Below are 15,135 nucleotides of genomic sequence, written 5' to 3'. Positions count from 1 at the left end.
CCTATTTTATACCAAACCTTTTTCCGTTTTATCAAACCCTATAATTATGATCAAACTTTTACGAAAACCTCAATTCTTCAGGTTTCCACCCTCCTCATTTTGGTTGATGGTGCTCTTGAGTGGTTATCCTCTAAGCCATGCCATTCATGCCCAAAACACCACCGAAAATGCACAAACCTCTAATCCTACTCTACGTACCATTTTGGTAACCGACGACAACGACGAAGTGCTAGCGAATGTCAGCATTAAAAACGTTAGAACAGGAATGTTTGCGACCACTTCCAGTAATGGTATTGCCACGATTGATGCGCAACTTGGCGACAAAATTGGCATTTACTGTGTGGGCACTTTCTTAAAGGAGATTTCAATAAAAGATATTTCTGAAAGAGTAGTTTTGAGTAGTCAAAACCCAGCCGTGGCTCGCATTAAGCCTATCCGTGGACTTTTTAACCAGTCGTTACAAACAGAACTTACCGCTGGTTCGTCGCAGGCGATTTACAACAAAGATATTCAAAAAATGCCTGCTACGTCGATACTCAATACCTTGGTGGGTAGACTTGCTGGTACGAGTACGTTTCAGTTTTCAGGACAACCAGGAAGCGATGGCATTTCATTTGGACTTCGTGGGCAGGGTCCGTTGGTTATAATAGATGGTATTCCTAGACAACTTACCATTTTTGATTTGGAAGAAATCGAATCAATCACAGTACACAAGGATGCCTTATCAAATGCCATGCTTGGCGTACGTGGTAATGGCGGCGCTTTGGTAATCAATACTCGTAAAGGCTCGGCATCAAACGCAAAAATGTCGTTTACTGCACAAACAGCGATTCAACAACCCTTGAAATTCCCGAAAGGATTGGACGCCTACAATTATGCCAAATTGTATAACGAAGCTCGTGTAAACGACGGACTGACTCCTGTTTATACTGATGCAGCATTGCAGGCTTATGCAACCAATTCGGATCCATATAATTACCCAAATGTCAATTGGCGTGATGCTACGCTCGAGCCATCTTCACGTATGGATCGCTATACTTTTAGTGCTACTGGAGGAAATAATTTTTCGAAATACTTTATTTCGTTTGACCATATCAACCAAACGGGGCTTTTGAAAAAAAATACTACTACCCCGTACAATACCAATAACAATTTTAAATCATATACCATACGTTCGAACGTTGATTTACAGCTAAACTCCAAACTCTCGGGCGGTATCTATCTCTTGGGGCGTATTCTGAATGGTAATGATGCAGGTGCTGGGACAGGCAATATTTTGAACAGTATTCTCAACACGCCCAACAATGCTTACCCTGTTTATAATCCCAATGGTTCGTATGGCGGCAATCAGCAGTTTCAAAACAATATTTTGGCACAAACGATTGGCTCGGGTTATCAACAAAACTTCAAAAGAGATATGTTGGCTGACTTTTACTTGAAAAGAACGCTCGACGAAATCGCTTCAGGCATGTGGATAAAAGCCGTGGGCTCCTATTATGCTACACTTTCTGAAAACGTAGTTCGTAATAAAACTTTTGCCGTTTTCCAGAGAAATGTATCTGCTACAGGACAAGAAACTTATCAACAGTTTGGGGTAAATGGCGACCAAAGTAATTACAACTACATGGACTATCAAGGCCGTTCTGACTATTTGGAAGTGTCTTTGGGATATGACAAAAACAAAGGAAATCACGGCGTAAACGCCGTATTATTGGCTAATCGTCAAAACTCCGTTTCAGGCTCTGATTTACCTTATACGATTACAGGTTTAGCAGGACGCATGGGCTATAATTACAAGCAAAAATATATCCTCGACCTTGCTTTCGGTTTGAACGGCTCAAACAGATACCCAACAGGAGGCACAACCAAATATGGATTTTTCCCAGCGGTAGGCTTAGCGTGGAACATTTCGAAAGAAGATTTCCTTCAATCTCAAGCATGGATTTCTTATTTGAAATTATATGCTAGTTATGGTAAAAACGGTAACGACAACCCTGGTTATTTTAGCTATATCCAACGTTATTTTGACAATACTGGTGCTGTTTTCGGTACAGGTGCAGGTGGTAATACGGGGGTTACAGAAGAGCCTTTGGCGAATCCAAATATCACTTTCGAAAAATCTAATAAACTCAATATTGGGCTTACAGGAGGCTTGTTTGATAATTCATTAGGCTTTACGGTGGAGTATTACAATATGCAATATTATGACTTGTTGATCCAACGTGGTCGCAATTCTAGCATATTGGGAAATATTTATCCGAATGAAAATATTGGCAAGAATCAATATACTGGAATAGACTTACAGTTGAATTGGCAAAAAAGCACTTCGATAGGCGATTTTTATGCGACCGCAAATGCAGGCATTCAAAACTCGAAAGTGATTTATATCGATGAAGTGACTCAGCCATATTCTTGGATGTATCGCACTGGAGAAAGAGTTGGACAGCTTTTCGGATATATTTCAGACGGTTTTTATCAAACTACAGCCGAATTACAATCACGTGCTACAACTGTTGGTTATCAACCACAATTGGGTGACCTCAAATACAAAGATTTGAACAATGATGGCGTAATCAACCAACTTGATGTGGCTCCAATCGGACCACAAGGACCTTACATTACTTTTGGGTCAACGTTAGGATATTCGACCAAAGGCTTTGACTTCTCTATGTTAGTGCAGGGCGTGACTAACCGAGTAATTGTAGCTAATGCCAATTCGATGCTGGCTTTCCAGAATGGTGGTTTCGGACAGGCATTCGAGCAACATCTTGACCGCTGGACACCTACTAATCCAAACGCTTCGTATCCACGTGTATGGTTAGGCACCAATACCAACAATCAATTAGTCTCTACTTTTTGGGCACGCTCAGGAGATTATGTCCGCTTGAAAAATATCGAATTGGGATATACGCTTCCTAGTAAGCTATGTAAAAATATCAAAGTTCAGGGAATTCGTGTTTTTGCAAATGCTACCAACCTTGTGACGTTTAATGCCGATAAATACCTCGATCCAGAAGGCTTTTCGAGCAACTATCCTATACAGCGAGTATTCAATTTTGGTGTTAATCTCAAATTGTAAAATTGGCTTTTATCAAGCATAAAATTTTCAGAAGAAATGATTTCTAAAAAATATATATCATCCTTTATTTTGGCTACAGCACTAACTTTTGCGGCTTGCGAAAGAGTAGAAACTGAGCCTCGTGATTGGATTCTTGACACATTGGTTTGGGACGATAAAGATAAAAATGCTACCGTAGCAGTCTTTTTCCTCAACAATATTTACAGTTATATCCCTGATGGTTTTAATAGAATCAATGGACTGGGTGGTGACTTTCTGGAAACAGGTACAGACGATGCCATTCCGTCTAGAACCAATCGTCAAGCAGAATATTATACCAATGGGTTAATTAGTACGGTGAACAACCCCGACCCTTATTGGGGTACTTCGTATGCGGGTATTCGTCGTGTCAATATCTTCTTGAGTAATATCGATAAAGTTCCAGCTGACCCCAACAGTATTACCATCTGGAAAGCCGAAGCTCGTTATATTCGTGCGCTATTGTACTTCGAACTAGTAAAACGCTACGGTGGTGTACCATTGATTGGTGACCAAGTATTTACAATAAATGACGATTTGTCGATTCCTCGCAATACGTACGAAGAGTGTATCAACTATATCGTTTCAGAATGTGATGCCGTAAAGGGAATACTTACACCAGAACCTGTTTCGGATAGTAACTGGGGAAAAATTCCAAGAGGAGCTGCCATTGCACTCAAAGGTCGTGCTTTGTTGTATGCTGCAAGTCCGTTGTTTAATGGTGGTGGCATTAGTACCAATACCAACCTGAAGGCCTTAATGGGCTATCCTACGTATGACGCCAACCGTTGGCAAAAAGCCTTGGACGCTGCCAACGAATTGATAGGACTCAACTACTATGCTTTACAGACTTCTTTTTCAGGTGTTTTTACGACTAAAAAGAATACAGAAATCATTCTTGCCAAACAGTCAGGTAATAATTTTCTCATTGAAAACTACAATGCACCAATAGGCTTTGGTTCGCCAGCAGCAAGTTTGGGATTGACGAGTCCTTCGCAAAACTTAGTTGATGCTTTTCCTACGATTACTGGACTAGATATTACCAATGCTCAATCAGGCTACGACCCACAAAATCCTTACGCCAACCGTGACCCTCGTTTGGCTTTGACGGTATTCTTTAATGGGCAAACTTGGTTGCGTAGAGCCGTTGAAACTTTCGAAGGCGGTTTGGATAAGCCAGGAGGTATTGCCGTTCAAACACGTACAGGCTATTATCTGCGTAAGTTTATGGCAGATTTTTCTAACAATACTACCTATACAAACCAGAGCCATAACTTCCCATTATTCAGATACTCGGAAATACTGTTAAACGCAGCCGAAGCACTAAATGAGCTAGGAAGAACCACAGAAGCCGTCACAAGAATCATTGATATTCGTAAAAGGGCTGGTATTAGAGCAGGAACAGACAATCGCTACGGCATCAAAGCGGGTATTTCACAAACAGAAATGCGTACGCTTATCCAAAATGAGAGACGTATTGAGTTAGCGTTTGAAGAACATCGCTTTTGGGATATTCGTCGCTGGAAAATAGCAGAAACTGCTACAAATGGTTCGCTTAAGGGGATGAAAATCGTGAAAAACACCAATGCGAGCTTGACTTTTACGCCATTTGTGGTGTCGACGATGAAGTTTTCGAACAAATTATACAGTATGCCTTTACCGTATGACGAAACCCTAAAAAACAATAAGCTTATTCAAAACGAAGGCTGGTAAGTATGAATGCTGAATGATGAGCTATGAATCTTGAATGTAAATTTTAATTATCAACACTTTACAGTCAAAATTAACTAGGTCTCATTTTGCACGATTACTTCATAGTTATGAAGAACAAATTCATGGCTTAAATCCCATCTGAAAATCCTCATGTTTTTATGAAAAAAATACTCTATATATGGATTTCTATTGTTACACTTTTTGCACAAAATACCCTTGCTCAAGGTCAAGTGGTGTCGGGAGTAGTAACAGGAGGTAAAGAAGTATTGCCTGGCGTGGCAGTCTTCGAAAAAGGGCGAAGTACCAATGGTACGCTTACCGATGTTAAAGGTTTTTTTAAAATTACGTTAAAAGGGCAAAGCAATACACTCGTATTTCGTTCACTTGGTTTCAAACAACAAGAAGTTAATGTAGCTGGTCGCTCCACCGTCAATATCACCCTTGAAGACGAAGACAAATCACTCGATGAAGTTGTTGTCATTGGGTACGGACAGCAGAAAAAAATCACCTTGACGGGTTCTGTAAGTTCTGTATCAGGTCGTGAAATTCGTGAAAACCCTTCTGCTAGTTTGCAAAATGCTTTGGCAGGTAAACTCCCAGGCTTTTTCTCTCAACAACCCTCTGGTCGTCCTGGTGCCGATGGCGCAAACTTTTATATTCGTGGGGTGAGTTCCTACAATGGCAACAACCGTCCTTTGATTATTGTAGATGATGTGGAATACTCGTATGACCAATTTGCTCGTATCGACCCCAACGAAATCGAAAATCTCTCGATTTTGAAAGATGCTTCAACAACCGCTATTTATGGGGTTCGTGGTGCCAATGGTGTTATTGTAGTTTCGACAAGAAGAGGGAAAGAAGGTCCTCCGCAAATCTCGATGCGTGCCGAAATGGCGCTTTCACAGCCTACGATTATTCCTACGTATTTGGATGCTTACGAAAGTGCAAAAATGTACAATCAGGCTCAAATTAATGACAATAGCGTAAACCCAAGCCCATCGTTTAAACCACGTTGGAGTGACCAAGATTTGGAGTTATTCAAAAATGGTAAAGACCCTTATGGTCACCCAAATGTCAATTGGAAGGATGTTTTGTTCAAACAATTTTCAAAACAATACCGTGGTAATTTGGATTTGTCGGGCGGTACACAAAAGGTAAAATACTTTGTTTCGGTAGGTTATTTGTACCAAGATGGCATGCTCAAAGATTTTGGTCAAGACCAAGGGGTAAATAGTAATTATTTTCACCAACGTTATAACTATCGTTCAAACTTGGATATGTCGGTTACAAAATCACTTGATTTAAGATTGGATTTGTACGGAAACTTTGGTCAAGTAAATACGCCACAAGTAGGAAGTCCATTTGGCTACAACGACTTGTTTTATGATTATAGTAGTTTCTTGACTTTGGCGCCATTTGCTTATCCTGTGTATAACCCAGATGGTTCGTTGGGTTACAGTACTTGGATTAGAAACGAAAACCCAAGCTACAACGTCAACAACGTAGTGGGACGTTTGAAGTACTATGGGTATAACCAAACCAATGAAAGTAATATCAACTTCATTGGCTCAGCAAAGCAAAAATTAGATTTTCTTACCAAAGGCTTGTTTGTTCAAGGTCGTATATCATTTACCAGTAACTATGGCTACGGTCGTAGCATGACCCGCGACCAGTTTCCATCGTTTATCTACAATTCTACAACAGACGCCTATGAAGCACGTGATCCAAATGTATATCGTGTGCGTCGTTTCTTCTTAGGATATGATGCCAGAAGTACATCACGAGTATTGAATATGCAATTGATGGTCAACTACGACCATACTTTTGATTCAAAACACCATGTGTACGCACTAGGACTTTTTAACCGTAACTCTACAGAAGCGTCCAGTAGCAATGCTGTATATAATTTTATTCCTAACAACTTTCAAGGCTATTCTGGTCGTGTGGGATATGATTACAAAAATCGCTATTTGGTACAATTCAATGTGGCTTACAATGGCTCTGACCGTTTTGTAAGAGATAAAAGATTTGGACTTTTACCAGCAGTATCGGCAGGTTGGAATATTTCTGAAGAACCTTTTTATAAAAATTCTTTTCCAAAATTCATGGATTTGTTGAAAATCAGAGGTTCGTATGGTATTGTAGGTAACGACGCTTTAGGAAACAGCTTCTCTTATTACTATCAACAAAATTACTCAAATGGTAACGGGGTAGTAGCGCCTAACTTTGGGTACTCAAGCAACTTATATACAGGCGTAGTCGAAGGTACGCTTGCCAACAACGAGGTAACTTGGGAAAAAGAGAAAAAACTAGATTTAGCGATCGAGTTTGGGTTGTTCAATAGCAATGTAACGGGTAGCTTCAACTATTTTGATAATAATCGATATGATATTTTGACCACTCGTGGTACAGTATCAGCCATTTTTGGTCAAGGACTTCCTCCTGTAAATATGGGAAAAGTAAACAACCGAGGTTATGAAATCGAATTGGGCTATCAAAGTCCTACCAAAGGAGGCTTCTCGTATTATATTAAGGGAAATTATTCGGTAGCTAAAAACAAAATTGTCTTCCAAGACGAACCAAGCTCTTTGTACCCATACCAAATGTACACAGGTAACAGCATTGGTCAAATGAGAGCTTATACGTTTATCGGATACTATAAAAATGCCGATGACATCGCTAGCAGTCCTAAAACAGCAGTACCAGTACAACCAGGTGATTTGAAATATGCCGACTTGAATGGCGATGGCAAAATAGACGGCTTTGATATGTCGGTGACAGGAAATCCTAACACGCCAAATACCGTATATGGCATCAATTTGGGCGTCCGTTATAAAGCAATCAGTATCAGTGCCAACTTCCAAGGAGCTCGTAATTTCAGTGTGAGAGGAACGGCAGAATCTATCCGTGCATTCTCTTCAAATCTTACCGAAGTGCATAAATACGCATGGACACCAGAGCTAGGCGACAACGCCAAATACCCGCGTTTGACCTTGCTTGGCGGTATTAGTGACCCAACAGCTTATCCATCAACATTCTGGTTGATTCCAGGGGATTATTTACGATTGAGAAATGCGCAAATCAACTTCGATTTACCAAGTAGTTTGACCAAAGGATTGGGTATTCAGCAAGCAAGAATTTATGTTAATGGCTCTAACTTACTGACATTCACAAGTCTTGACAAACTCTATCAGCTTGACCCAGAAATTTCATCGGGTACCGACCGTGTGAGTTATCCTCCACAAAGGTTAATCAACTTTGGTATCAGCGCAACTTTCTAAGGATTTCAACTCATTGATTCAATTTTATGAAAAAAATATTATTACTCGCCTGTGCTATAGGACTCACTTCCTGCTTTTCGTCGGATGATTTCCTTGACCCCAAAACTACAGCGCTAACAGAAGAAACTGTTTTTGCAGATAGTACCCGAAGTGTGGCGTTTTTGTACCGTATTTACAGTGATATAGGTTTTAGCTATACTAAAGGACGTTGGGATTCGCACGGTAATACAGAAGAAGCTACCGACGATGCTGAATATCGCTATTCGGGAACTGGACAAAAAGCCGTCGTGCTTTACAGTGGAACGGTGAGCCCGACGAACTTTCCATTTTTCGAATTTTGGTCAACACCTTACAACAATATTCGTAGGGTGAACTTATTACTCGAAAAACTACCCGTTATTCCTGTATCGGCACCACTCAAAGCTCAAATGGCTGCCGAGGCACGATTTCTTCGTGCTTGGTATTACCATTGGCTCTTGATTAGCTTTGGAGGTGTGCCAATCGTTGGTGATAAGGTGTATGATATTACCGACTTTATCAATTTACCTAGAAATTCTTATGCCGACTGTGTTAATTATCTGGTAAAAGAACTCGACGAAGCGGCAGCAGTTTTACCAAAAAGCACTGATTATTCTGAGCAAAATTATGGTAAAGCTACTCGTGGCGCTTGCTTAGCACTCAAATCTCGTATTTTGTTATATGCAGCAAGCCCATTGTTCAATGGTGGTGCTGAAACGCAAAATGCGGACCTTGCCAAAATCGTGAGCAATCCCACGTATGATGTAGCACATTGGCAAAAAGCTGCTGATGCAGCTATGGCAGTAATGAATTCGGGAGAATATTCTTTGTACAAAGACAATACAACTGCGCCTGGTTATGGTTTTTATCAGGTGTTTTTAAATCGTGTAAACCCTGAGTTTATTATTTTCCAAAACCGTTCTGCCAACCGTGACATGGAAGGGTTTTATAATATGCCTACCCGTGGCGGGGCATATAATGCGATGCCTACGCAAAACTTGGTAGATGCTTTTCCAATGAAAAACGGAAAAGCGATTTCGGATGCAACTTCGGGTTATGACCCTAATAACCCTTACAAAAACCGTGACCCACGTTTTGAATACTCGATTGTGTACAACGAATCGATGTATTATTTGGCAAGTGCTAATGCTCAAAGACAAGTTTTGACTTACGAAAATGCCCCTTCTGATGGCTTTACGCAGGCAGGACAAACAACGGGGTACTACAGCAGAAAAATGTGTGATGCCAATATCTCTTCAAACAGTAGTTTTACTACTAACCGTGGTTGGTCGTTGATGCGCTATGCCGAGGTATTGCTCAGTTATGCGGAGGCTATCAACGAAACTGGCAAAACAGATTTAGCTTATGCACCTCTCATTGCACTTCGTGACCGTGCTGGTATAACCGCTGGTGATGACAAATTGTATGGTTTGAAAGCGAATATGACCAAAGAGCAAATGCGTGAAGTCATCCGCAACGAGCGCCGTGTCGAATTGGCATTTGAAGACCATCGTTGGAATGATATTCGTCGTTGGAAAATTGCGATGGATGTTTCAAACGGTTATAACAAGCGTATGAGAATTATCAAAAACGCTAACAATACTTATACCTATCAAGTAACAGAGTCGATAAGAAGACACAACTTCAGACCCGAAATGTATTTATTACCAATCCCTGACTCGGAAGTACGCAAAGCACCAGCTATGCTCCAAAATCCGGGATGGTAAGAGAAGAAGTTTGAGTGTTGAGTGCGGAGTTCTTTTTCAAAAATATGAAGAACTTCCAACTATTTCAGATTTGGGATTTCTGATTTCGGAAATGAAGTAACATACTTTTATTTTTTACAAAATATCAATAAAAAGTTTGAGTATACTTCCGAAATCCAACATCCGATATCCGAAATGGACGCTCAGCACTCCTAACTCAAAATTACGAATAATTGACTGATTGGGACTGCACCTATTATAAGAGTCGTAAATTGATCTATCAGCTTACGACTCTTATTTCTTCTTGAACGTTTTAACCCCTTATTTTTCTTAAAATACGCCCTTCCTGAGCAAGCGATTCGAAGTAGTTTTACGACAGTTAAAAAACTTTTTTACTCATTTTAATTCATTACATTATTTATGAAAAACTTACGTCTAATTTTAATTTATACGCTAACCTTTTTAACGACTCAATCTTTTGCCCAATCTGCTCAAAACAAAAAGCTTTTTAAACAAGCTTTTGCAGAGGCAGCAGCTCAATATAAAGTTTTAGCCAAAAACCTTCCAGCAGATAAATTTCCTAAAACCTATTTCCCTAAAACAGACAAATACGAATGGAGTGGCTCAGGCTGGTGGTGCAGTGGTTTTTACCCTGGCTCTTTGTTGTACATTTATGAACAAACCAAAGACCAAGCTACATTGACCGAGGCAAACCGTATTTTGAAGGTATTAGAAAAAGAAAAATTCAATACTTCTACGCATGACTTGGGTTTTATGATGTTTTGTAGTTTTGGTAATGCCAAAGACATTGACCCTAAACCTGAATACAAAGAGATTTTGATTCAAAGTGCTAAATCTTTGGCTTCGAGATTCGACCCAAAAGTAGGCTGTATCAAGTCGTGGGATAGCAACAAAAACGAATACTTGGTGATTATCGACAACATGATGAACTTAGAGTTGCTTTTCTGGGCTACGAAAGTCACAGGCGACTCTAGCTATTACAAGATTGCGGTAACTCATGCCAATACAACCATGAAAAACCATTTTCGTCCAGACTACAGTTCTTACCATGTAATCAACTACAATGCGACGACTGGAGAGGTTCAACAAAAAAGAACCGCGCAGGGCTTCGCCGACGAATCGGCTTGGGCACGTGGACAAGCATGGGGGCTTTATGGATATACAGTCATGTTTCGTGAAACCAAAAATCCTATTTACTTGAAACAGGCGCAGAATATTGCCAAATTTATCATGAGCAATCCCAATATGCCAGCAGATAAAATACCGTACTGGGATTACAATGCGCCCAATATTCCTAATGCTTTAAGAGACGCATCGGCGGCATCAGTGACCGCCTCCGCACTTTTGGAACTAGCAAAATACAGTACGTCAAAGCTCAATAAGGCTTATTTCAAAAAAGCAGAAACGATTTTGGTAAATCTTTCCAAAGCGCCTTACCATGCAGCACAAGGCAAAAATGGGGGCTTTATCATCGAACATTGCGTTGGACATATTCCGCAAAATACGGAAATCGATGTTCCGTTGACCTATGCAGATTATTATTATTTAGAAGGAATGAAAAGATATTTGGCTTGGAAATAAACATTGAATCCTCGTGCTGGATTCCTATCCAGCACGGTTTTCTCTGAGGCTTCCTAGCCTAAAAATCCCTCACTATGAAAATACAAAACCTCATTTTTGCCACTTTGGTACTTACCAGTTGCACTGGAATAGCACAAGAAAAGCCTAAAGACCCTTATCAACTGGTCTGGGCAGATGAATTTAATCAAGATGGCGCACCCAATCCCAACAATTGGAATTACGAAAAAGGCTTTGTCCGCAACGAAGAACTACAATGGTATCAACCAGATAACGCTCGTTGTGAAAATGGTTTATTAATCATTGAGGCTAAAAAGGTGAATCTTCCCAACCCCAATTATAAGGCTGGCAGTAAATCTTGGCGAGAAAACCGTCCCAATATCGAATATACCTCCTCGTGTTTAATCACCCAAGGAAAACAACAATGGCAATATGGTCGCTTTGAAATACGAGCCAAAATTGACATTCGCTCAGGTTTGTGGCCAGCTTGGTGGACTTTGGGCGTCCAAAAACCTTGGCCAGCCAATGGCGAAATCGATATTATGGAATTTTACCGAGGCAAAATACTGGCCAATATTGCCTGTTTGGGTACCAGTAACAAAACCGAATGGCATAGTAAAACCCAAAGCGTAGATAGCGCTTGGGCAAGCCAGTTTCATACTTGGCGCATGGATTGGGACGAAGAACATATAGCCCTATACGTCGATGACCAATTGATGATAAGCACACCCCTCTCCCAACTTGAAAATAAAGATGGAAGTGGATTTAACCCCTTCAAACAACCGCACTACATGCTATTTGATTTGGCTATTGGCGGACAAAATGGTGGCGACCCAAGCAATACCACTTTCCCCAATCGCTTTGAAGTAGACTATGTACGAGTATATCAAAAAAAGTAAAATCGCCTAACCTGCTTGGAGGCGCAGATTATCGCGCCTCCTTGATTTTTGAATCATCATAGTTTTATGAAAAAATCGTATCTTGCCTACACCATTTCATCTCTTGAACTCTATGAAACTCATCAAACACATTACCTCTCTTCTAAAGAAAATACAAATTTCCCTCATCGAAAAGGGAGCCTATTTCCTTACTGAAGCTATTATCATTATTGTATCAATCACCATAAGTTTGTGGGTAAATAATTGGAGTGAGGATAATAAAAATGAGGAAATAGCACAAAACTTCCTCAAAAGTATTTCAAGAGACTTAACGCATGATTTGCTAGAAATGAAGGAAGACTCTGTTTCTATTAGCCGACAGCTACAATGCGCGACCTTTATCAGGACATTAAACTACCATCCCGAAATTACCCAAGATAGTATAAGTTCTTTTCTTACATCAAATGCTACTCTTTTTTATACAACTACCCTAATTAGCCCCAACAATGGCAACTATGAAGCAGCCAAAAGTGCTGGTTATTTTCGTCTTCTCAAAAACAAAGCTTTGTTAAACGACATTACCGATTTATATGAGGAACGTTTCACTTGGTTGACTCGTCTGGAATTAGAATATTTAAGCTACAAACGCAAAAACCTAGACGAATGGTCGCTCAGCCAGCCCAATGTAGACTTATCAGAAAATAGTATTGACCATAAAATTTCTCCTATCAACCCAACGATTTTAAAAATCCCCTATCTCCAAAAATATAGTTTCTATGCCTCGAGAAGTCTATATGAGTTAAGAAGCCAATACACAATTCTCATAGGACATACCAAGAAAATCCTGAAGGAGATTGAGGAGGAAAATAAATAGTGATAACCTTTTAAATTCAGGAAATCTATGCACAAAATCGTTTTACATCTTATTCTAATTTTATTGACAGAAACCGCAATAAGTCAATCCCTAAAGGTTGATAGTACTTTTTACGCTATTTCTGAAATACGTAAGACCCCCTTAAAAGTTAAAGTGCTCTATTTAAAACAACAAAATCTCAAAAGTATTCCCAAAGAGATTTTTAGCTGCCTGTATTTAGAAGAATTAAGTTTAGAGAACAACGATATTGGTGAAATACCCATGGAAATAAAGTATTTACAGCATCTAAAATCGCTTAATCTCAAAGGAAATCGTATTAGCAAAGTTTCAAACGCTATTGAAAAACTTCCTAAACTCAGCTATTTGAATCTAAGCCACAATAACCTTATAAAACTACCAGCTCCGATTTTAAAACTTCTCTATTTAGAAACATTAGATGTCCATCAAAATAAATTAACATCCTTTGGGATTCCATTCAACTCCACAAAACTCAAAGTATTAAACTACAGTCATAATCACTTATCGAACATAAAGACCTTCATAATTCCTCCAGATATAAAGCTTACGCATTTGTACTTAAGAGGTAATCAACTAAAGGAAGTCCCAGAAGATATAATTTTCACTCAAAGTCTACAAGAAATTGATTTTTCGAATAACCAACTCGAATTAGTGGATGAAGATATTTACCTAGTATCAAATTTAGAAAGCTTAAAACTTGGAAAAAACCGTATTAAAGTCTTACCTGAATTGCCCAAATCTTCGCATCTGAAATATTTGGATTTAAGTGAAAACCCTTTAATGAAGTTTCAAATAAGGAATTTTAATAAAATAGCACTAATCCCAACAATTCTATTTCATAGATATTTAGCTCATTGGGAATATGAAGACGAAGATTGAAAGAGTACTACCGAAAATTCTGGCAATGGTAGAATAAAGTATTAAAAATAAAAGACAATTTTGCCAGAAAGGACTAAACAAAATCTATTCACGACAAACCAACACCATCCATCATGACAAATCGAGAAGCAATTATACAAAACTATATCGATGGATATAATCAATTTGATATAGACCAAATGGTGAAAGATTTTGACAGTAATGTTGTATTTGAAAACGTACAAAATGGTGAAACAAATCTAGTGCTAAATGGCTTAAGCGAATTTAGACAACAAGCTGAAACTGCAAAAGCCTATTTTTCTGAAAGAACTCAAACCATTACTGCTATTACCCACTTCGAACATACCACAGAGGTTGATATACAGTATGTAGCAACCCTTGGCATGGATTTCCCTAATGGATTACAAAAAGGACAAGTGCTACAATTATCAGGAAAATCCATATTTGAGTTTAAAGGAAATACTATTACTAAATTGACGGATATTAGTTGATAAATCCTAACAGCACTATTCGGCTATAAACGTGCTTTTTATTCTTTACCCATCTACTAAATAATAAGTAGGCATCATCATTTATAAACAAATTCATCATAAGGCAATTTTATCGATAGTCAACAACTCACCACACTAAACTCGGTGTTTGTACCAATAAAAGTTCTTATATCACAAAAATCTTTGTTATTGCCTGAGAATCGTTCTATTTCGTTTCATAATTGTAGATAAATTTTTCACAAAAACAACCTATTATGATGACTCTGTTAGCGATTTTCTTCCCATTTTTATCTTTCCTATTTAGAGGAAAAATATTAACGGCTATTATTTGTTTGATTTTGCAAGTAACGCTCATTGGCTGGATTCCTGCTGCCATCTGGGCCGTAATTTCACTACAAAATGCCCGTGCCGACAAGCGTACCGAACGATTGATAAAAGCGATGAAATCCAACTAGATTAGTTCAATCATAAACACCATTTGAGGGCATAACTAATATAAAGTGCGAATAAAGCATTGGATTCTTTTCTGAAAACTCAAACAGTATTTCTGTTATATTTCATCTATCGACGTTAGGAAAGTT

At 39.1% G+C, this 15,135-nt stretch carries 10 protein-coding genes; all 10 read left to right on the top strand.

The window, feature by feature from the left end:
* The first annotated feature begins 46 nt into the window (after window positions 1-46).
* The 10 genes from GVN22_RS20280 (at window position 47) to GVN22_RS20235 (ending at window position 15,009) form a co-directional block, all read left to right on the top strand.
* Window positions 47-3,079: a SusC/RagA family TonB-linked outer membrane protein gene (locus tag GVN22_RS20280; RefSeq protein ID WP_166552840.1), complete on the top strand. Its 3,033-nt coding sequence runs from the start codon at window positions 47-49 to the stop codon at window positions 3,077-3,079.
* Window positions 3,080-3,115: 36 nt separating this feature from the next.
* The gene (locus tag GVN22_RS20275; RefSeq protein WP_166552839.1) at window positions 3,116-4,810 is read left to right on the top strand and encodes a RagB/SusD family nutrient uptake outer membrane protein; all 1,695 of its coding nucleotides are present in this window, start codon (window positions 3,116-3,118) and stop codon (window positions 4,808-4,810) included.
* Window positions 4,811-4,968: 158 nt separating this feature from the next.
* Window positions 4,969-8,091, top strand: coding sequence for a TonB-dependent receptor (locus GVN22_RS20270; protein WP_166552838.1), 3,123 nt, complete (start codon window positions 4,969-4,971; stop codon window positions 8,089-8,091).
* A 26-nt stretch (window positions 8,092-8,117) separates the two neighbouring features.
* Window positions 8,118-9,836, top strand: coding sequence for a RagB/SusD family nutrient uptake outer membrane protein (locus tag GVN22_RS20265; protein WP_166552837.1), 1,719 nt, complete (start codon window positions 8,118-8,120; stop codon window positions 9,834-9,836).
* Between the two features lie 399 nt (window positions 9,837-10,235).
* Window positions 10,236-11,417: a glycoside hydrolase family 88 protein gene (locus GVN22_RS20260; protein ID WP_166552836.1), complete on the top strand. Its 1,182-nt coding sequence runs from the start codon at window positions 10,236-10,238 to the stop codon at window positions 11,415-11,417.
* Between the two features lie 74 nt (window positions 11,418-11,491).
* Window positions 11,492-12,313 (top strand): family 16 glycosylhydrolase, encoded by an 822-nt coding sequence (locus tag GVN22_RS20255; RefSeq protein ID WP_166552835.1) that lies wholly within the window; start codon window positions 11,492-11,494, stop codon window positions 12,311-12,313.
* 112 nt (window positions 12,314-12,425) lie between these two features.
* The gene (locus tag GVN22_RS20250; protein ID WP_166552834.1) at window positions 12,426-13,166 is read left to right on the top strand and encodes a DUF6090 family protein; all 741 of its coding nucleotides are present in this window, start codon (window positions 12,426-12,428) and stop codon (window positions 13,164-13,166) included.
* Window positions 13,167-13,193: 27 nt separating this feature from the next.
* Window positions 13,194-14,063, top strand: a complete 870-nt coding sequence (locus GVN22_RS20245) for a leucine-rich repeat domain-containing protein (protein ID WP_166552833.1) — start codon at window positions 13,194-13,196, stop codon at window positions 14,061-14,063.
* A 113-nt stretch (window positions 14,064-14,176) separates the two neighbouring features.
* Window positions 14,177-14,554 (top strand): nuclear transport factor 2 family protein, encoded by a 378-nt coding sequence (locus GVN22_RS20240; RefSeq protein WP_166552832.1) that lies wholly within the window; start codon window positions 14,177-14,179, stop codon window positions 14,552-14,554.
* Window positions 14,555-14,808: 254 nt separating this feature from the next.
* Window positions 14,809-15,009 (top strand): YqaE/Pmp3 family membrane protein, encoded by a 201-nt coding sequence (locus tag GVN22_RS20235; protein WP_166552831.1) that lies wholly within the window; start codon window positions 14,809-14,811, stop codon window positions 15,007-15,009.
* Window positions 15,010-15,135: the final 126 nt, after the last annotated feature.

The organism is Cellulophaga sp. BC115SP (genome assembly GCF_009905545.1).
GTDB classification, from domain to species: domain Bacteria; phylum Bacteroidota; class Bacteroidia; order Cytophagales; family Spirosomataceae; genus Flectobacillus; species Flectobacillus rivi.
Note: the sequence above shows the minus strand (reverse complement) of the source record. Positions and strands in the feature narration are given on the sequence as shown.

Coding starts and splice junctions, on each gene's coding strand:
- GVN22_RS20265 (WP_166552837.1), top strand. CDS start 8,118: ATGAAAAAAATATTATTACTCGCCTGTGCTATAGGACTCACTTCCTGC.
- GVN22_RS20260 (WP_166552836.1), top strand. CDS start 10,236: ATGAAAAACTTACGTCTAATTTTAATTTATACGCTAACCTTTTTAACG.
- GVN22_RS20250 (WP_166552834.1), top strand. CDS start 12,426: ATGAAACTCATCAAACACATTACCTCTCTTCTAAAGAAAATACAAATT.
- GVN22_RS20235 (WP_166552831.1), top strand. CDS start 14,809: ATGATGACTCTGTTAGCGATTTTCTTCCCATTTTTATCTTTCCTATTT.
- GVN22_RS20255 (WP_166552835.1), top strand. CDS start 11,492: ATGAAAATACAAAACCTCATTTTTGCCACTTTGGTACTTACCAGTTGC.
- GVN22_RS20270 (WP_166552838.1), top strand. CDS start 4,969: ATGAAAAAAATACTCTATATATGGATTTCTATTGTTACACTTTTTGCA.
- GVN22_RS20275 (WP_166552839.1), top strand. CDS start 3,116: ATGATTTCTAAAAAATATATATCATCCTTTATTTTGGCTACAGCACTA.
- GVN22_RS20240 (WP_166552832.1), top strand. CDS start 14,177: ATGACAAATCGAGAAGCAATTATACAAAACTATATCGATGGATATAAT.
- GVN22_RS20280 (WP_166552840.1), top strand. CDS start 47: ATGATCAAACTTTTACGAAAACCTCAATTCTTCAGGTTTCCACCCTCC.
- GVN22_RS20245 (WP_166552833.1), top strand. CDS start 13,194: ATGCACAAAATCGTTTTACATCTTATTCTAATTTTATTGACAGAAACC.